Annotated in this window: 16 protein-coding genes and 1 pseudogene; 12 read left to right on the forward strand and 5 right to left on the reverse strand. The window is 67.0% G+C overall.

All coding sequences use genetic code 11. The annotated features are described in order from the left end of the window. Positions 1-43: 43 nt before the first annotated feature. Entirely contained in the window at positions 44-955 is a 912-nt protein-coding gene (locus ABD05_RS19740; RefSeq protein ID WP_047903661.1) for a LysR family transcriptional regulator, read from the reverse strand. Positions 956-1,383: 428 nt separating this feature from the next. Between ABD05_RS19740 and fae the strand changes: the two genes are divergently transcribed. From fae to ABD05_RS19760, 4 genes and pseudogenes are all read left to right on the forward strand, one after another. Further along, on the forward strand, positions 1,384-1,908 hold the full coding sequence (gene fae, locus ABD05_RS19745) for a formaldehyde-activating enzyme (protein ID WP_031397394.1): 525 nt from the start codon (positions 1,384-1,386) through the stop codon (positions 1,906-1,908). Between the two features lie 40 nt (positions 1,909-1,948). Beyond that, entirely contained in the window at positions 1,949-2,971 is a 1,023-nt protein-coding gene (locus tag ABD05_RS19750) for an aldo/keto reductase (RefSeq protein WP_047901826.1), read from the forward strand. Positions 2,972-3,001: 30 nt separating this feature from the next. Next, positions 3,002-4,453 carry an NAD-dependent succinate-semialdehyde dehydrogenase gene (locus tag ABD05_RS19755; protein ID WP_047901827.1) on the forward strand — a complete coding sequence of 484 codons (1,452 nt, stop codon included), beginning with the start codon at positions 3,002-3,004 and terminating at the stop codon, positions 4,451-4,453. A gap of 89 nt (positions 4,454-4,542) precedes the next feature. Beyond that, positions 4,543-5,700 (forward strand): annotated as a pseudogene (locus ABD05_RS19760) (MFS transporter); the annotation flags it as partial. 188 nt (positions 5,701-5,888) lie between these two features. On the opposite strand, the gene ABD05_RS19765 reads toward ABD05_RS19760, so the two are convergent. Both ABD05_RS19765 and ABD05_RS19770 read right to left on the reverse strand, forming a co-directional pair. Beyond that, complete coding sequence (locus ABD05_RS19765; RefSeq protein ID WP_047901828.1) at positions 5,889-6,188, reverse strand: type II toxin-antitoxin system RelE/ParE family toxin; 300 nt, start codon at positions 6,186-6,188, stop codon at positions 5,889-5,891. After that, entirely contained in the window at positions 6,185-6,442 is a 258-nt protein-coding gene (locus ABD05_RS19770; RefSeq protein WP_047901829.1) for a type II toxin-antitoxin system ParD family antitoxin, read from the reverse strand. Before ABD05_RS19770 ends, ABD05_RS19765 begins: the two co-directional genes overlap by 4 nt. A gap of 235 nt (positions 6,443-6,677) precedes the next feature. On the opposite strand from ABD05_RS19770, the gene ABD05_RS19775 reads away from it, so the two are divergent. Together ABD05_RS19775 and ABD05_RS19780 are read left to right on the forward strand one after the other, a co-directional pair. Then, entirely contained in the window at positions 6,678-7,568 is an 891-nt protein-coding gene (locus tag ABD05_RS19775) for a hypothetical protein (protein ID WP_238594171.1), read from the forward strand. Further along, positions 7,565-7,918 (forward strand): hypothetical protein, encoded by a 354-nt coding sequence (locus ABD05_RS19780; RefSeq protein ID WP_047901830.1) that lies wholly within the window; start codon positions 7,565-7,567, stop codon positions 7,916-7,918. Before ABD05_RS19775 ends, ABD05_RS19780 begins: the two co-directional genes overlap by 4 nt. A 174-nt stretch (positions 7,919-8,092) precedes the next feature. Here the strand turns inward: ABD05_RS19780 and ABD05_RS19785 are convergent, their stop codons facing one another. Continuing rightward, positions 8,093-8,968, reverse strand: coding sequence for a LysR substrate-binding domain-containing protein (locus ABD05_RS19785; protein WP_047901831.1), 876 nt, complete (start codon positions 8,966-8,968; stop codon positions 8,093-8,095). A gap of 224 nt (positions 8,969-9,192) precedes the next feature. On the opposite strand from ABD05_RS19785, the gene ABD05_RS19790 reads away from it, so the two are divergent. The 6 genes from ABD05_RS19790 to ABD05_RS19815 all read left to right on the forward strand — a co-directional run bounded on the left by ABD05_RS19790 (position 9,193) and on the right by ABD05_RS19815 (position 18,265). Further along, complete coding sequence (locus ABD05_RS19790; RefSeq protein WP_047901832.1) at positions 9,193-10,131, forward strand: LysR substrate-binding domain-containing protein; 939 nt, start codon at positions 9,193-9,195, stop codon at positions 10,129-10,131. Positions 10,132-10,499: 368 nt separating this feature from the next. Continuing rightward, positions 10,500-11,924 carry an aldehyde dehydrogenase gene (aldA, locus tag ABD05_RS19795; protein WP_047901833.1) on the forward strand — a complete coding sequence of 475 codons (1,425 nt, stop codon included), beginning with the start codon at positions 10,500-10,502 and terminating at the stop codon, positions 11,922-11,924. Positions 11,925-12,037: 113 nt separating this feature from the next. After that, positions 12,038-13,369 (forward strand): MFS transporter, encoded by a 1,332-nt coding sequence (locus ABD05_RS19800; RefSeq protein WP_047903664.1) that lies wholly within the window; start codon positions 12,038-12,040, stop codon positions 13,367-13,369. Then, positions 13,366-14,583, forward strand: a complete 1,218-nt coding sequence (locus ABD05_RS19805; protein WP_047901834.1) for a mandelate racemase/muconate lactonizing enzyme family protein — start codon at positions 13,366-13,368, stop codon at positions 14,581-14,583. The genes ABD05_RS19800 and ABD05_RS19805 overlap by 4 nt, the downstream gene beginning before the upstream one ends. A gap of 17 nt (positions 14,584-14,600) precedes the next feature. Further along, complete coding sequence (locus ABD05_RS19810; protein WP_047901835.1) at positions 14,601-16,268, forward strand: GMC family oxidoreductase; 1,668 nt, start codon at positions 14,601-14,603, stop codon at positions 16,266-16,268. 620 nt (positions 16,269-16,888) lie between these two features. Then, the gene (locus tag ABD05_RS19815) at positions 16,889-18,265 is read left to right on the forward strand and encodes an acetate kinase (protein ID WP_047901836.1); all 1,377 of its coding nucleotides are present in this window, start codon (positions 16,889-16,891) and stop codon (positions 18,263-18,265) included. Positions 18,266-18,419: 154 nt separating this feature from the next. On the opposite strand, the gene ABD05_RS19820 is transcribed toward ABD05_RS19815, so the two are convergent. Continuing rightward, positions 18,420-18,989, reverse strand: a complete 570-nt coding sequence (locus tag ABD05_RS19820) for a hypothetical protein (protein WP_047901837.1) — start codon at positions 18,987-18,989, stop codon at positions 18,420-18,422. Positions 18,990-18,997: the final 8 nt, after the last annotated feature.

The raw sequence follows: 18,997 nt of genomic DNA on the forward strand, positions 1-18,997 counted from the left end.
GTCTCTCCGGTCGCCCTCGCGCCCCGACCACCCCGGTCCCCCGCTACGCGAACGCCTCGAGCGACGCACGCCGCCGCTCGTCGACCATCGATTCGATCAGCGACACGAGATCGTCGGTCAGCGGGTCGCAGATGCCGGGCGAGCGATGCAACTCGAGATCGGCCGCCGGCAGCGGCGGCAGCCCGTCCGTCTCGTCGAGCACGCGCCAGTTCTCGGGCAGCGTGCAGCGATCGATCATCGTCACGGCTGCACCGTGGTTCACCGCGATCTTGATGCCGGTCGGGCTCTGGCTCGTGTAGACGACGTGATACGGCCGCTCGGCCGTCGCGAGCGCCTGCAGCCCGCGCTGCCGGTAGCAGCACGTCTCGGGAAACAACGCGAGCGGCACCGACGCTTGCGGGCCGAGCGCGAAATCCCGATGCGCGGCCCACACGACGTCGTGACGGCCGAGCAACCGTCCGCCCGCATTCGGCCCGTGCCGCACGACGAGCGCGACGTCGAGCTCGCCGGCCTGCAGCCGTTCGAGCAATTCGAGCGACGTGCGGCAATGCACGTGCAGGCGCGCGCCGGGCCGCAGCGCATAGAACGATTTCAGCAGGTCGGGCAGCCACAGCTCCGCGTAGTCCTCGGGCAGCCCGAAGCGCACGGCGCCGCGATCGCTGCTCGTCTGCTTCAGCGCGATGATCGCGTCGTTCTGCACCTGGATGATCCGCCGCGCGTGGATCAGGAAATTCTCGCCGTCGCGCGACAGTTCGAGCCGCCGGCTGTTGCGCATGAACAGGTGCGTGTCGAGCCGCTCCTCGAGCGTGCGGATGCGCAGGCTGATCGTCGACTGCGTGCGATGCAGTTGCCGGGCCGCCGCGGTGAAGCCGCCGCTTTCGACGACGGCGACGAATGCGCGGATCAGCTCCGGATCGAGCGAAGTCAGCTTCGACCAGTCGGGCTTCGAGAACACGCCGGGCCGCCCCAAGCTTTCCGCCCCGAAGGAAGTCGCCTTGGGGGCGTGCCCCCCTTGGGGGATCTGGCGCGAAGCGACAGGTTTCTCAATGGCAGCCATCGGAATTACTCGCTTTCGAAAAGAAAAGGGAAGACGAAAGATAGGGCTCGGAGTACGCCGATTGTTGTCCAGATGCGCTCGGCCCTCCAACCCCTGCCCGGGTATGACAAACCCGGAGCCTGCACGCGAAAAACCGCCCGCCGATCTCGCCCCGCATGCCGTCGCGGCGGCAGCCGCGGCCCGCCCGGCGGGCGTTTGCGCGCCGGGCCCAGGGCTTTCCCGGAGACGACGAAAACTCATAGCCCGATCAGAAAACATCGATTCACCGGCCGCCGCGCGGCCCACCACAATCGCCTCACATCCAACCTCATCGACGAGACACAGCAATGACCGCATCCCAACCCAGGCAGCTCTATATCGGCGAAGGCTTCGAAGGCCCCGGCGTCAACCTCGCGCACATCAACGTGCTGGTCGGCCCGCGCAACGGCCCGGCCGGACAGGCCTTCGCGACCGCGCTCGCGACGCCGTCGGCTGGCCATGCGCCGTTCGTCGTGATCGCGCAGCCGGGCGTGCCGACCAAGCCGCTCACGCTGTACGTGAACAAGGCGCAGATCGCCGGCGACTTCCACGGCAATGCCACGTGGGGCGCATCGCAGGCCGGCATCGCGAAGGCCGTGGCCGAAGCGCTCGAGAACGGCACGCTGCCGCCCGAAGCGGAAAACGACTGGGTCGTCGTGTCGGCGAACTGGGTGAACCCGCAGACCGACGATCTCGACGCCGTGTTCGAGAACAACTACCGCGCGTGCCGCAATGCGATCGTCGCCGCGATGGAAGGGCTGCCGCATCGCGACGCCGTGTTCGCCGCCGCGCGCGACGTGTCGAACCCGTTCTACACGCCGAAAAAGAACTGACAGACAACGAGCGGCCGGCAAGGCCGCACCAGGAGGAAGCATGGAATACGTCCGCCTCGGCCAGTCCGGCCTGAAGGTGTCCCGCCTGTGTCTCGGCACGATGAACATGGGCACCCCCGAATGGAAGCCGTGGATCTTCGACGAAGCGCAGAGCGAGCCGATCGTGCGTCGCGCGCTCGACGCCGGCGTCAACTTCATCGATCTCGCGGATTTCTATTCGACGGGCGTCGGCGAGGAAGTGGTCGGCCGCATCCTGAAGCGCAACGCGCGCCGCGAGGAGCTCGTCGTGACGACCAAGGTCGGCTACGACATGGGCAGTTATCCGAACGCGGGCGGCCATTCGCGCAAGCACGTGCTCGACGGCATCGACGGTTCGCTGAAGCGGCTCGGGATGGATTACGTCGACATCTTCATGCTGCACTTCTTCGACGTGAACACGCCCGTCGAGGAAACGATGAGCGCGCTGCACGACATCGTGCGCGCGGGCAAGGCGCGCTACATCGGCGTATCGACGATGTACACGTGGCAGTTCGCGAAGATCATGCAGGCGTGCGAGCGCAACGGCTGGGACAAGCCGATCAACATGCAGCTTCAGCTCAACCTCGCATATCGCGAGGAAGAGCGCGAGATGGTGCCGTACTGCATCGACCAGGGCGTCGGCGTGTCGGTGTTCAGCCCGCTCGCGCGCGGCCTGCTGACCTGCGAGCCGCAATCGACGCGCAACCAGACCGACTTCTTCACCGCGCAGATGTACGGCGACGCATCGTCGCTCGCGATCGCCGCATCGGTCGCGAAGGTCGCGAAGCGGCGCGGCGTGCCGCCCGCGCAGATCGCGCAGGCGTGGGTGCTGAGCCGGCCCGGCATCGCGAGCATGCTGGTGGGCGCGGATTCCGTCGCGCAGTTCGACAGCGCGCTCGGCGCGCTCGAAACGCAGCTCACCGACGAGGAGCTGCACGAACTGGAACGCAACTACACGCCGTGCGACCTGATCAACGACTACACGGCCGGCAAGCGCATCGCGCGCGAGTCGCGTCCGGCGCAGGGCAGTTTCGCGGCCGACTGAAGCACTGAGGCACTGAAGGAACCACAAACAATGAACGAATTTCTGAGGACCGGCCATTACATCGGCGGTGAATGGCACGAATCGCATGATGCGAGCGACGCAACCTATCCGGTGCTGAACCCGGCGACCGGCGAGACGATCGCGAAGGTCGCGAAAGGCGGCGCCGACGATACGCAGCGCGCGATCGATGCGGCCGCGCACGCGTTTCCCGCGTGGCGCGCACTGACCGCGAAAGAGCGCGGCGCCCGCGTGAAGCGCTGGGGCGAGCTGATGCTCGAACACCGCGACGCACTCGCCGAGCTGCTGACGCGCGAACAGGGCAAGCCGCTTGCGGAAGCGCGCGGCGAAGTCGCGTACGCGGCGAGCTTTCTCGAATGGTTCGCGGAAGAAGCGAAGCGCATGTACGGCGATGTGATCCCGAGCCCGAAGCCGAACGCGCAGATCGTCGTCACGCGCGAGCCGGTCGGCGTCGTCGCGGCGATCACGCCATGGAATTTCCCGCTCGCGATGATCACGCGCAAGGCGGGCCCCGCGCTCGCGGCCGGCTGCACGATGGTGCTGAAGCCGTCCGAGGAAACGCCGCTGTCGGCGTTCGCGCTCGCGGTGCTCGCCGAGCGCGCGGGCGTGCCGGCCGGCGTGTTCAACGTCGTGTCGGGCGATGCAGTCGCGATCGGCGAGACGCTGACGAGCTCGTCCGTCGTGCGCAAGCTGTCGTTCACGGGCTCGACGCGGGTCGGCAAGCTGCTCGCGAAGCAGTCGGCCGACACACTGAAGAAGCTGTCGCTCGAACTCGGCGGCAACGCACCGTTCATCGTGTTCGACGATGCCGATCTCGATGCGGCAGTCGTTGGCGCGATCGCGTCGAAGTTCCGCAACACAGGCCAGACCTGCGTGTGCGTAAACCGCTTCCTCGTACAGGACGGCGTGTACGACGCGTTCACGCGCAAGCTCGCGGACGCCGTGCGCACGCTGCGCGTCGGCAACGCGCTCGCGGGCGACGTCGACCAGGGGCCGCTGATCAACGAAGCGGCGCTCGGCAAGGTCGAGCGGCACGTCGCCGATGCCGCCGCGAAGGGTGCGAGCGTGCTCACCGGCGGCAAGCGTCACGCGCTCGGCGGCACGTTCTACGAGCCGACCGTGCTGACCGGCATGACGCCCGACATGCTGATCGCCGAAGAGGAAACCTTCGGCCCGGTCGCCGGCTGCTTCCGCTTCACGACCGAGGACGAAGCCGTCGCCGCGGCCAACGACACGCCGTTCGGGCTGTCCGCGTATTTCTACACGCGCGACCTCGGCCGCGCGTGGCGCGTGTCGGGTGCGCTGGAAAGCGGGATGGTCGGCGTCAACGACGGGATCATCTCGACCGAAGTCGCGCCGTTCGGCGGCGTCAAGCAATCGGGGCTCGGCCGCGAAGGCTCGAAGTACGGCCTCGACGAATACGTGGAACTCAAGTACACGCTGATGGCCGGCCTCGGCCGCTGACCGCTGACCTCTGACCGCTCTCCGCGGTCGATCCGCGCCGCGCGCCGCCCGGCCGCGCGGCGCCCCGCACGGCTCTCGCGACGTCGTTCGACGCGTTCTGGATGGGGATGATCGGCAGCTCGGCGCTGATCGGCATCTTCTTCGGCAGCCTCGTGTTCGGCTGGCCGTCCGACCGGATGGGCCGGCAGAAGACCTTCCTGACGAGCTTCGTGATCATCACCGCGGCCGCGTTCGCGCAGTTCTTCGTGAGCTCGCCGCTCGAATTGTGCGTGCTGCGCGTGCTGATCGGCTTCGGGATGGGCGGCGACTTCACGGTCGGCCACGCGATCCTCGCCGAATTCTCGCCGCGCAAGCATCGCGGCGCGTTGCTCGGTTCGTTCAGCGTGATCTGGACGATCGGCTATGTCGCCGCGAACGTGCTCGGCCTCGCGTACAGCGACGCCGCGCCCGACGCATGGCGCTGGCTGCTCGCGTCGGCGGCATTGCCCGCGCTGATCGTGCTGGTGCTGCTGATCGGCACGCCCGAATCGCCGCGCTGGCTGCTCGGCAAGGGCCGCGTGCAGGAAGCGCGCGCGATCGTCGCGAAGCATTTCGGGCCGCACGTGATGCTCGACGGCTCGACCGATCCGCATGCGAATGCGGGCTTCTCGCGACTGTTCCAGCGCGACCTGATCCGCCGGACGGTCTTCAACTGCGCGTTCTTCGTGTGTCTCGTGATTCCGAATTTCGCGATCTACACGTTCCTGCCGACGATCCTGAAAACGATCGGCCTCGCCGAAGGCTTCGGTGCCGACCTGCTGCTGAACGGCTTTCTCGTGCTCGGCGCGCTGATCGGCATCTGGCTGACGATCCGGTTGTCGCGGCGCGGTTTCCTGATCGGCTCGTTCGCGGTGACGTACGCGTCGCTCGTCGCGCTGGCGGTGCTGCCGTCGGCGGCGGCCGTCGCGATGATCGTCGCGTTCGCGATCTTCACGTTGACGATGTCGGCGTTCAGCAACCTCGTCGGCGTGTTCCCGCCCGAGTGCTTTTCGACCGAGGTGCGCGCGAGCGGCGTCGGGCTGGCGATCGCGTGTAGTCGACTCGGTTCGGCGATCGGCACGTTCCTGCTGCCGGTCGGCATCGCGACGCTCGGCTTTCACGCGACGATGTTCGCGCTGGCCGGCGTGCTGCTGGTGGGGATGATCGTGTCGATCGCGTGGGCGCCGGAGACGAAGCACCTGACACTGGAGGAGGCGTCGGGGCATTGACGATGGAGGCAGGCTTCGTGCTTGCCAGCGTCGGCACGCCCGGGGCTTTCGCATCGTCATACTGATCATGCGCCGCGGCGATGCGATGCGATGCGAAATGCGATCCGAACGAACCCGGCCGAGGCCGGGTTCTTGCATTCTTGCCGGAAGTTTTTTGCATTCCCGGCGAGACGGGAATCGCGAAACGCTCAGAACAGAATCGACGCGTAATCCCGCGCGCCGTGCAGGATGTGAAGAATATCGATCCGCGTCGGCGGATCGCCGACGACCCGATAGAAGATCTGATAGTTGCCGTACACGCGGTGCCGCACGCCGTGGCGCTCGAAGCGCGGTACCAGCGGAAACGCCAACGGCATCCCGGCCAGGCCCAGGCACTTGTCGCGAATCTCGCGCACGAAAGTCACGGCCCGTTGCGGATTGTCACGCGCGATGTAATCGGCAATCGCTTCGAGTTCGGCGATCGCGAAGTCCGACAGGCGGACGATCACGCCTGACGATCCGCCTGTGCCCGATACTTCGCCTCGAGGCGATCGAATACTTCCTCCGCATCGGCGCCGCGTCCTGCTTCCGCATCGGCCAGGCTGCGCGCGATGACCGCGTCCAGCGCATTCAGTTGCGCCTCGCGATCCTGAATCAGGCGCACGCCTTCCCGGAGCACTTCGCTCTTGGAACCGTAACGCCCCGATTCGACCAGCTTCGCGACGTAAGCCTCCAGTTGCTGGCCCAGTTCGGCACTGATCATGTCGACCTCCTGACGGCATTGAATTCGATGCATGCAGGGTAACCCGGTTATCAACAGTTATCAAGGGATGAACTCCAGACGGATCGGGGCGAATGCAGGCGCCGCCGATCGGGCGGATGGACGGATGGACGGAACGGGACGCGCGTCGGGCAGGCTGCGGCGGCGCCGGGCATTCATCCGGTGATCGCCTTCTCTCGTGCAGCCTTGCCGGGCCCTCACCGTGCGAACTCCGATCATGTTTGAAGGCATCGTCACGCCACAACCTGGCCTGAAGGTCTATCCGTTCGACGCCGGCGTGTTCGCCGAGCCCGCTACCGCGCGTTCGACTGGCCGTTCGGCGGACTCGGCCCGCCGGAACCGTGTCGATATGCTGGGTACTTTCCACTCTTTGCCCGCAATCATGCCCGCCCAGCGCGTCGATCTCAGCCATGTTCTGCCGTACGAGACGACGTACTTCGACGATCGGCTCGCGGTCGATCGAAACGATCTGGATATCTCCGCGTTGCTCGGCGTGAACGGCGACGTTACGGATACGCTGCTGGTCTCGTTGTGCGGGGCGCCTGCCGGATCGGATATTCAAGCGTATCTCGACAGCGCGGACAGGTTGACTTTCAGCGTCACGCACCCTGCGTTGATCCGATCCGAGAATCGGATATCCGTTTTTCGAGAATCAGGCGTGTCCGCACTCGAACTCAGAACGATCGATCTCGTCGATCACGCGATCGCAGGACTCGGCGCAGCGATGCTGTGGCGAATCGTTCGAGCATGCAATATGTTGGGGATCGTCCGGATAAGCACACTTGCCGCGGGCGGGCGCAAGGCCGCACCGAAGCCTGGCGGGCGCCGACTGTTTGGATATTACGCCTGGCCGCGCTTCGGCTTCGATGCACCCATTCCCGCCCCGCACGGCGACGAAGCGGCGCTGTTTCAGTATTTCCAAGAGGACCCGGCCGGTCTGGCCGACGGATCGCTTCGGTCGCTACGTGCACTCTATGCGACGCGATTCGGGCGAGATTTCTGGCGCGTAGCGGGATCACATCGCTGGATGACATTCGACGTCACACCGCACAGCAAGTCTGTGCAGACGTTACAGAAATACTTGATCGAAAAGGGGATTTACGAATGACCGCAAAGCACGCTCCGATCGCCGGATTCCGGATGACACGGGCCACGTCGAAGCGTGGCCGCCCGATGAGCAAGCATCGTCCCGTTCGCCTCTCGGAAGCCCGCCAGCTCCTTGACGCGTTCGTCGCGCGCGAACTCCATCACTGCCTGGCGCGTGTCATGCGCAGGTCCGCGCTGGAGCACGACGCGCAGGCGGCCGCCGCACTCGCAATCCGGCCTCGACGAGCCGTCTTCAAGGTCGAGCGCATCGATCCCTCGAAGTGCCAGTTGCCGAACATATCGTCGGCCGAAGCAGAAGCCATGGCCCGCCGTGAAACGCTCATGCACTTCGGGCTGGATCCCGACTCGTAACCGGCGGCGACGGAAAGAAACCGCGTGGCTCGAGTCGTCAACGATCGTGCCGATCTCCGTTCTCGGTAACGATCGTTGACAGATACTGCGACCGGAAGCACGACAAGACAAACGTGGACTGATCCGATTGTTTCCACGTCCTGATCAGCCGCGACTCACCGCCACGCCCGCCCCCTACCCCCTCCTCGCCGCCTGCCCCCTCAACCACGCGGCAAACGCCGTCACATGCTCGACCGCGACGCTCTCCGGCTCGACGTCGAGCCAGTACCCGAACGGCCCGATCGGCTGCACCGGCGACAGCCGCACGAGGCTGCCCTCGCCGATCTCCTCCTCGATCATGTTCAGGTCGACCACCGCGAGCCCGGCGCCCTTGCGCGCCGCGCGGATTGCCTGTTCGAGCGTCGAGAACTCGATGCCGTCGCCGATCCGCGCGACGTCGACGCCTGCCTGCTCGCACCAGTCGGCCCACAGCGTCAGGCGTTTGCCCTCGTGCAGCACATGCAGCGACGGCAAGCGGCCGAACAGCGCATCGAGCGCGTCGCCGCGATAGCGCGGCGCACCGACCAGCGCGTGCCGCTCCATCATCAGCAGTTCCGATTGCATGCCGGGCCGCGCCGCGCGCCCGAAGCGGATATGGCAATGGCAATCGTCGGCCGGCTCCGTGCGGATCGACAGCTCCACGTCGGGCAACGCCTCCGCGAGCGTGCCGAGCCGCGGCGAAAACCACTGCGTCGCGAACGTCGGCGGCAGCGACACCGTCAGGCGCCGCTTCGCGCCCGGCCGCGCGGCAGCGATTTCGCCGACGCCGCGCTCGATCGTGTCGAACGCCTGCCCGATGAACGGCAGCAACCGCTGGCCCGCATCGGTCAGACGCACGCCCTTGTGATCGCGCTCGAACAGGCGCGCACCGAGCGCTTCCTCGAGCAGCCGGATCTGCCGGCTCACCGCGCCTTGCGTCACGCACAGCGACACCGCCGCGCGATTGAAGCTCAGGTGACGCGCGGTCTCCTCGAAAAATCGCAGCGCGATCAACGATGGCAGGCGTCGCATGATGTGTGCTCCTCTCTTTCGTCCGGCAGCCGGCCGGCCCGCCGGCAATCCCGCGGGCAGCTTTATCGCAGAAAAGCGCGCCGGCCGTCAGGCCGTGAAAACCCCGATGTCCGGTGCGTGCGGCTCCGGGCAGCCGCCTCATCGTTCATCGTCCCCGTCCCGCCGGCCGCCCGCCTACAATAAGCATCCCGCACCACACACGACACCGCCCCGTGAGACGCAAGATGCCGGCGCTGAATGCGCTGAAAGCCTTCGAGATGGCCGGCCGCACCGGCAGCTTCACGCGCGCGGCCGAACTGCTCAACGTGACGCAGAGCGCGGTGAGCCGGCAGGTTCGCCAGCTCGAAGGCCAGCTCGGCGAAACGCTGCTCGAGCGCCGCCATCACCAGCTCGAACTGACGGCGGCCGGCCGCGTGCTGCTGCGCGCGCTGCAGCAGTCGTTCGACAAGATCGAGCTGACCGTGCGCAGCCTGCAGGAAAAAACCCACCTGAACCGCCTGCGCGCGAACGTGCCGCCGACCTTTGCCGCACGCTGGCTGATGCCGCGCCTCGGCCGGCTGCGCGACGCGCATCCCGAATTCGAGCTGAGCCTCACGACGCGCATTCACGACAGCCTCGGCGAATCGCGCGTGCTCGATTGCGCGATCCGGTTCGGCGACGGCGAATGGGACGGCTTCGACAACGCGCTGCTGATGCAGGAGCAGCATATCGCCGTCTGCGCGCCCGCGCTGTATGCGCGGCTGCGACAGGAAGGCGCGCCGATCGACCTGAACCGCTTCACGCTGTTGCACGTGCTCGCGACCGACGACCAGCGCTACCTGACCTGGCAACACTGGCTGAAGGCGGCCGGCATCGCCGACGTCGACACGCGCGGCGGCTACGAATTCGACCTGCTCGACCATGCGATCCGCGCGGCGATCGACGGGCTCGGGATCACGATCGCCGATCGCCACATGGTCGCGCGCGAGCTCGCGACCGGGCAACTGATGCAGGTGCTCAACGTGCACGTCGACGGCCACCAGTCGTACTGGTTCGTCACGCGGCCCGAACAGACGAACCTGCCGCACATCGTGCAGTTCCGCGACTGGCTGCAGCAGGAAGTGTGGCTCGCGAAGCGCCACCTCGAACCGTCGTCGCCGCTGCCGCAGGTGCCGCTGGCCTAGCGCGCGATCCGTCCCCGGCCAGCCTCAGCCTCAGCCTCAGCCTCAGCCCCAGCCCCAGCCCCAGCCCCGACCCCGTCCCCGGACGCCGGCCGCGGGCGACACCTTACCGGCTCCCGCGCCCGCCCGCATTCGGACCAGTCGGAAAATGCGGCCCGGCCGCCGCCCGCGCCCGTCCCGCCACCGCCGCACCGGCCTTGCCGGACGGGCGATTCCGGCCGATTCGTCGAGTAACGTGCGTTTTTCTCATGCTCGACGCGAAAATAAGTCGTTTGTCGTGCGCTAAACGCATGAACAGAATGGCCCCTGTCCCGTGCCGCGCGTTTCGCCGCTCGAAGCGATCCGCCCGCATCCATCGGAGGAGCCACTTCATGCGCATCGAACGCAACTACGTCAACGGCCGTTTCGTCGTCCCGGAAAGCGACGCGACCATCGTCGTCCACAATCCCGCCACCGAAGCACCGTACGCGCGCGTGCCGGCCGCAACGCCGGCCGACGCGCTGGCCGCCGTCGACGCCGCGGCCGCCGCGCAAAAGGCGTGGCGCAAGCTGCCGAGCGCCGAACGCGCGACCTACCTGCACAAGCTCGCCGACGCGCTGACCGCACGCGCGCCCGACATCGGCGCGGCGCTCGCGCAGGAATCCGGCAAGAGCGTCGAGGACGCATCGAACGAAGCCGTCTACGCCGGCCAGATCACGCGCTACCACGCCGAGTGGGCGCGCCGGATCGAGGGCGAGATCATCCCGAGCGACACGCCCGACGAGAACCTGTTCCTGCAGCGCGAGCCGATCGGTGTCGTCGCGTGCCTGATCCCGTTCAACTATCCCGTCTACACGCTGCTGCGCAAGGTCGCGCCCGCGCTGATCTCCGGCAACACCGTGGTCGTGCGGCCGAGCAACCACACGCCGGTGTCGGCGTTCGAGATCGCAAAGGCCGTCGACGAAGCCGGGTTCCCGCCGGGCGTCGTCAACATCCTGACGATGGACCATGCAACGGCCGAGGCACTGTGCACGCATCCGGCGGTCGGGATGATCACGCTGACGGGCAGCGTGAACGCGGGCCGCAAGGTGCTCGACTACTGCAAGGCGAACATCGCGAAGCCGTCGCTCGAACTCGGCGGCAAGACGCCCGCGATCATCGAGCCCGACGCCGACCTCGAACGCGCGGCCGCCGCGCTCGTCGCGTCGAAAACCACGCATTGCGGCCAGCTCTGCACGGCCATCGAGCGCGTGTACGTGCACGACAGCGTGCACGACCGCTTTGTCGCGCTGCTGAAGGAAAAGATGGGCGCGGTACGCAGCGGCGACCGTGCGGCCGATCCGTCGAACATGGGCCCGCTCGTCAGCGCATCGGCGCGCGCGCACATCCACGCGATGGTCGAACGCGCGGTCGCGGCCGGCGCGACGCTCGAAACCGGCGGCGCGATCCCCGACGGCCCCGGCTTCTTCTACCCGGCCACGCTGCTGACGAACTGCCGGCAGGACATGGAGATCGTGCAGGAGGAAACCTTCGGCCCGATCATGCCCGTGCTGCGCTACTCGACGATCGACGAAGCCGTCGGCTTCGCGAACGACCACCAGTTCGGGCTGTCGTCGGTGCTGTACACGGAGCACTACCGCACCGCGATGACCGTCGCGAACGCGATCGAGGCGGGCGAGCTGTACGTGAACCGCACGCCGGCCGATCCGTACCAGGGCTTCCACGCCGGCTGGAAGCGCTCGGGCCTCGGCGGCGACGACGGCAAGCACGGGATGCTCGAATTCACGCAGACGCGCCTCGTCGTCATGAAGTACTGACGCATCCGGGCGCGCGCGGCCACGACACCGCCGCGCGCGCCGCCCCGATCCGATCGAACACAAAACAAATCTGCAGACCTCCGCTTGAAGGAAGTCTGATGGAGGAAGACATCATGCCGACCCAACCGTCGACGCCCGCCGCGTCGCTCGCATTGCAGGACAACACGCAAGACGCACACGCGTCGCAAGACACACGCGCGCAGCGCTACCTGCAACTGCTGCTGCTCGTGATCGCCGCGGGCGCGATCTACCCGATGCTGTACCTGCGGCAGGTGTACCAGCCGACGATGCTGCAGTTCTTCCGTATCGACGACGTGCAGCTCGGTTACCTGTACTCGTCGCTCGGCACGATTTTCCTCGTCAGCTACCTGCCGAGCGGCTGGCTCGCCGACCGCCTGTCGCCGCGCTGGCTGATCTGCTTCTCGCTGCTCGCGACGGGCGCGCTCGGGCTCGTTTACGCAACCGGGCCGTCGTTCAACACGCTCGTGCTGATCTTCGGCGGCTGGGGGCTCACCACCGGCCTCACGTTCTGGGCGGCCGTGATCAAGCGCGTGAACGTGATCGCGGGCCCCGACCAACAGGGCCGCTTCTTCGGGCTGCTCGACGGCGGCCGCGGGCTCGTCGAGGCGCTGCTCGCGACGATCGCGATCACGCTGTTCGCGTACGTGACGCAGGCGCACGGCGGCACCGATGCAGCCGGCTTCAAGCTCGTCGTGCACCTGTATGCGTTCTTCTGCATCGCGCTCGGCGTGCTGCTTGCGCTGGTGAAGGATCCGGCGCGCGCGGGCGATCGCGCGGCGGCCACGAAGCGCCGCACCGGCAACGTGCTGACCGACCTGAAGACGCTCGCGGCAATCCCCGAGCTGTGGCTCGTCGCGGCGATCGTGTTCTGCGGCTACCAGGTGTTCTGGGCGACCTACAGCTTCTCCGCGTACCTGCACGAAGGCAACTTCGGGCTCAGCGCGACGGCGGCCGGCTTCATCACGACGCTCAAGCTGTGGATGCGCCCCGTCGGCGGCATCGGCGGCGGCTTCCTCGGCGACCGCGTGTCGAAGGTGTCGGTGCTGTTCTGGGCGCTCGTGCTCGCGGCGCTGTCGCTCGTCGGGCTGATCGCCGCACCGCCGCACAGCCCGCAGGCGATGCTCGTCGTGCTCGTGCTGTTCATCGGCATCCTCACCTATTCGATTCGCGGCCTGTACTGGTCGCTGCTCGACGACTGCAAGGTTCCGACGCATTGCGCGGGCCTCGCGATCGGCCTGATCTCGGTGCTCGGCTATTCGCCCGACGTATTCGTGCCGCTGATCAACGGCTACGTGACGCAGACCTACCCGGGCGCGCACGGCTACCAGCTCTATTTCGGTTATATCGCGGCGATCGCGCTCTGCGGCGCAGGCGCCGCCGCGTTCCTCAAATACCGCCTCAATCGCATCAAGGAGTCCGTATGAAGATCGTTTCGCTCGAAACCCACATCGTCGCCGTGCCGCCGCCGCATGTCGGCGGGATGTACTGGATCTTCGTGAAGCTGAAGACCGACGACGGGATCGAAGGCGTCGGCGAGATCTATTCGGCGACGTTCCACCCGAAGGCGATGGGCCCGATCATCGACGACGTGTTCGACCGCTACCTGCTGAACCACGACCCGCATCACGTCGAGCGGCTGTTCCGCCACGCGTATTCGAGCGGCTTCACGCAGCGGCCCGACCTCACGATGATGGGCGTCGTCAGCGGCCTCGAGATGGCGTGCTGGGACATCATCGGCAAGGCCGCCGGCAAGCCCGTGTACGAACTGCTCGGCGGCAGGATCCACGATCGGCTGCGCTCGTACACGTACCTGTATCCGAAGAACGCGAACGGCGAATACGACTACGACGATCCCGACCTCGCGGCAGAATGCGCGGCCGAGAACGTGAAGCTCGGCTTCACGGCCGTCAAGTTCGACCCGGCCGGCCCGTACACGGCCTACTCGGGCCACCAGTTGTCGCTCGAAGTGCTCGACCGCTGCGAGCTGTTCTGCCGCCGCGTGCGCGAGGCCGTCGGCAGCAAGGCCGACCTGCTGTTCGGCACGCACGGGCAGATGGTGCCGTCGTCGGCGATCCGGCTGGCGAAGCGGCTCGAGAAATACGACCCGCTGTGGTTCGAGGAACCCGTGCCGCCGGGCCAGGAAGAAGCGATCGCCGAAGTCGCGAAGCACACGTCGATTCCGATCGCGACCGGCGAGCGCCTGACGACCAAGTACGAATTCCACAAGCTGTTGCAGGCGGGCGGCGCATCGATCCTGCAGTTGAACGTCGCACGTGTGGGCGGCCTGCTCGAAGCGAAGAAGATCGCGACGCTCGCCGAAGTGCACTACGCGCAGATCGCGCCGCACCTGTACAACGGGCCGGTCGGCGCGGCCGCGAGCATCCAGCTCGCGACCTGCACGCCGAACTTCCTGATCCAGGAAAGCATCATGACGTGGGGCGGGTTCCATGCCGAAGTCGTGAAGACGCCGATCCGCTGGGAAGACGGCTACATCATCCCGTCGAACGAGCCGGGCCTCGGCATCGAACTCGACATGGACGTCGTGCGCCGTCACACGCCGTACACGGGCGAGCGGCTGCACCTGCAGATGGGCGAGAAGCCCGTCGACGTGAAGGATCTCGCCCCCGCGAAGGGCTGACCAGGACAAACGCGACCATGACTTACGACTACATCATCGTCGGCGCGGGCTCGGCCGGCTGCATCCTCGCGAACCGCCTCAGCGAATCGGGCCGGCACTCGGTGCTGCTGCTCGAAGCGGGCGAACACGACGCGTCGTTCTGGTTCAAGGTGCCGGTCGGCTTCACGAAGACCTACTACAACCGCCGCTACAACTGGATGTACTACAGCGAGCCCGAAGCGCAGCTCGCCGACCGCAAGCTGTACTGCCCGCGCGGCAAGGTGGTCGGCGGATCGGGCTCGATCAACGCGATGGTCTACGTGCGCGGCCAGCGCAGCGACTACGACGACTGGGCGAACGCCGGCAATCCGGGCTGGGCGTACGACGACGTGCTGCCGTACTTCCGCAAGCTCGAAACCCACGCGGCCGGCGCGACCGACCCGCAGCATCACGGTTCGACGGGGCCGATTCACATCACGTCGATGAAGGCCGACGTGCATCCGATCGTCCACGAGTTCCTGACGGGTTGCGCGCAACTGAACCTGCCGCGCACCGACGACTTCAACGGCGCGCACTTCGAAGGCGCGGGCATCTACGACCTGAACACGAAAAACGGCGAACGCTGTTCGAGCAGCTTCGCGTACCTGCGGCCCGCGCTGGGCCGCGCGAACCTCACGCTGCGCTCGGGCGTGCTGGTGCGGCGCGTGACGTTCGACGGCTCGCGCGCGACCGGCGTGGTCGTGGCCGGCGCAAACGGCGACGAAACACTCATCGCCGCGCGCGAGGTAATCCTCGCGGCCGGCGCGGTCGATACGCCGAAGCTGCTGCAACTGTCGGGCATCGGCGATCCGGCGCTGCTCGCGCGCCGGCGCGTACCGCTCGTGCATGCGCTGCCGGCAGTGGGCCGCAACCTGCAGGACCACCTGTGCGTGAGCTTCTACTTCAAGGCGAACCGGCCGACGCTGAACGACGAGATGGGCACGCTGCTCGGCAAGATGAAGATCGGGTTGCGCTACCTGCTGACGAAACGCGGCCCGCTCGCGATGAGCGTCAACCAGGCCGGCGGCTTCTTCCGCGGCACGGACGATGCGCGGGAACCGAACCTGCAGCTCTACTTCAACCCGCTGTCGTACCGGATTCCGAAGAGCGACCGCGCGAGCATCAAGCCCGAGCCGTATTCGGGTTTCCTGATCGCGTTCAACCCGTGCCGGCCGACGAGCCGCGGCACGATCGAGATCGCGTCGAACCGCGCGGAAGACGCGGCGAAGATCCGCATCAATGCACTGACCACGCAGAAGGATCTCGACGAAGCCGTGCAGGGCAGCAAGGTGATCCGCGCGCTGATGCACGCGCCGGCGCTGAAGTCGATGACCGTCGAGGAAATCTCGCCGGGGCCGCAGGTCGACTCCGACGAAGCGATGCTGCAGTACTTCCGCGAGCAGTCGGGGTCGATCTACCACCTGTGCGGCTCGTGCGCGATGGGGCCCGATGCGGCGACGTCGGTCGTCGATGCGTCGTTGCGCGTGCACGGGCTGCAGGCGCTGCGGATCGTCGACGCGTCGGTGTTCCCGAACATCACGTCGGGCAACATCAACGCACCGACGATGATGGTCGCGGAGAAAGGCGCGGATCTGATTCTGGCGGACGCGCAACGCGCAGAAACCGCCGGCGCGCGGATGCGCACCCGCGAAACCGTCCCGCACTGACGCGACGGCCCGATGCTCGCGCGAACGCCGGCGCGAACCGTTTCCAGCGGAATCGACGCGCCCCGCGGAGGGAACGGAACGCGCGATTTCCGCGCGATCGCGTCTCCGGCGACGGCGGCCGGCCCCACGCATCGTCCGGTCGGCACAATGCCCGCCGGCACACGGGAAAACACCACCATGAACACGCCGCGGGGCCCGCGCGCACAGGCTCGAAACGTGCATTCGGTTTTGACGGAAGGCCCCGCGAAACAGGTGTCGCCGTGTCGTCCGTCGTCCGCCATACGCGAGCAAGGGTTTGTCTGGTTGGCGTTCGATGCCGGCCTGCACTAGCCTCGTGAGGTCTGTCGCCGCATCGTTCGGCCGGCGGGACGTGACGTTGTGGTGACGTTGTGCACATTGACAATCGAGTGTCGGCGCGCGGCCTCGCTGCCGAAGTTTCATTGCGTTCGATCACGCACATCGATGCAGCCGGAGAAACATTCTTTGGCTCGCGTGCGATGTGACGCGCGTTCAGCGCTCGCGTGACGTGACGCGCAGCGAAGCGATCCGGGGCAACGCGCGCGCCGGCTTGCCGTCGGTGTGCGCCGGGGGAACCGCAGGCCCGATCGTGGAGACGCGCCGTGAAACGCATGCCATTTCGCTGCATCCATGCCATCAGCTATGCAAGCGTGCTGCTCTTTCAGGCCCAAACGCACGCGCAGTCGCTGGACGCCCAGTCGACGCAGGAGAACATTTCCGCACTGCGCCAGGAAGTCGATCACCATCTGCAGGAACTGAGCGCGCTCAAGCGCAAACTGGCCGACGAAGAAGCCAATCTCTCGCGCCTGAGCCGTGCGCTGGACAACCGGGAACTCGCGGCCCGGCGCGGTACAGGCCCCGGTGATGCCGGCGGCCCCGGCGACGCAGCGCCGCAAGCCGATACCGGCGCCCCGGGCGGCGCACCCGGCACGGCAGGCAACGCCCCCGCCAACGCGCAATCCGCGGCCGGGTCCGCCGCGCAGCCGCGCCAGCCGGTCGGCCAGGCGCCGGTGGCGGACACCGCACCGCCGCCCGTCGCGCCGATCTTCGATCAGCCCGGCGTGCTGACGCCGAAGAACAAGTTCGTCGTCGAGCCGTCGTTCCAGTTCAACTATTCGTCGTCGAACCGCGTCGCACTCGTCGGCTACACGATCATCCCGGCGCTGTTGATCGGCCTGGTCGACGTGCGGGAAGTCAAGACGACCACGCTGACGGGCGCGGTCGCGGTGCGCTACGGGATCACCAACCGGATGGAAGTCGAAGTCCGCGTCCCCTATGTGTACTCGACGAACGACACGATCAGCCGCGAGATCTTCACCGGTTCCGCCCAGGACAACGCGTTCAACAGCCACGGCAAAGGCCTCGGCGACGTCGAAATGACGCTGCGCTACCAGTTCAATACCGGCGGCCCCGACAAGTTCTACTACATCGGCTGGCTGCGCTTCAAGACCGCCACTGGCAAGAGCCCGTTCGACGTGGTCACCGACTGCGTCACGCGCTGCGTCGGCAATGCCACCGGCACCGGCCTGCCGCTCGAGCAGCCGACGGGCTCCGGCTTCTACGCGATCCAGCCGGGCCTCACGTGGCTCTTTCCGTCCGACCCGGTGGTGTTCTTCGGCAACCTGAGCTATCTGCACAGCTTCAGCCGCGACAATCTCAGCCTCACGATTCGCGACGGGCAGAAGGACTTCATCGGCAAACTGCAGCCCGGCGACATCTGGGGTTTCAATGTCGGCATGGGCCTCGCGCTGAACGAGAAAGCGTCGGTGAGCCTCGGCTACGACCAGAGCATCGTGCTGCCCACGAAGCAGAACGGCCAGACGGTGCCCAGCTCGGTGCGCGTGATCCTCGGCTCGCTGCTCCTCGGTTACTCGTACCGGCTGTCGCCGAAGACCACGCTGAATCTGTCGATCGGCGCCGGCCTCACGCGCGACACGCCGGACGTGGTCATGACGCTGCGCGTGCCGATTGCATTCTGATCGCCGGACGGCGCCGAAGGCGGGCCGCGTGACGCACGCCGGCCCCGGCGTGCCATTGCCCGCTCATCTGCCCGCTCATCTGCCCGCTCCCTGCTCGTTCACCTGCCCGTTCACCTGCCATTCATCGGTCGCTCGCCGATCCTTCATCGCCCCTTCAACGTCCCGGCAACGCGCCGAGCAGCGCATTGTTCAGCGTCGACATCACGTTCAGGTTCTTGAACGTCGACAGTGTGTTGACGGTCGTGTTGATCGTCGTCACCGCCTGGATTTGCTGGTTGCTCAACGTGTTCTGGATCACCGCGCCGGTCAGCGCCGGCAGCGCGGCGGGCTGCGCGGCGTTGCCGGCGCCGACCTGGATCAGCGCGCCTGCGTTCGCGGCCGCCAGCGCCTGCGCCTGTTGCGCAGTGATATGACTGATGTCCGGGATGTTGAAGTTGGTCGTCGTGACCAGATTGCCGTTCACGAACGCGACACGCGACACACCGAACGAAACCTTCAGGCCGCCCGGCATATCGAAACCGCCGCGCATCGCATCGAGGCGCGCGTCGCTGAGCGCGATCGCGCCGGTTGCCGGCCAGTTCCGTTCGTGCGCGCCGCTCGTCTGCACGGCAGGCTCGACGGTCGCGGCCGGCGCGCCGTCCTGCATCGCCGCCGCACTCACGGACGTCACCCCGCCGCACACCATCGCGGCGATGCCGGCGATCTTCCTGGTCTCGGATCTCATGACGGTCC

Source organism: Burkholderia pyrrocinia (assembly GCF_001028665.1).
Lineage (GTDB): Bacteria > Pseudomonadota > Gammaproteobacteria > Burkholderiales > Burkholderiaceae > Burkholderia > Burkholderia pyrrocinia.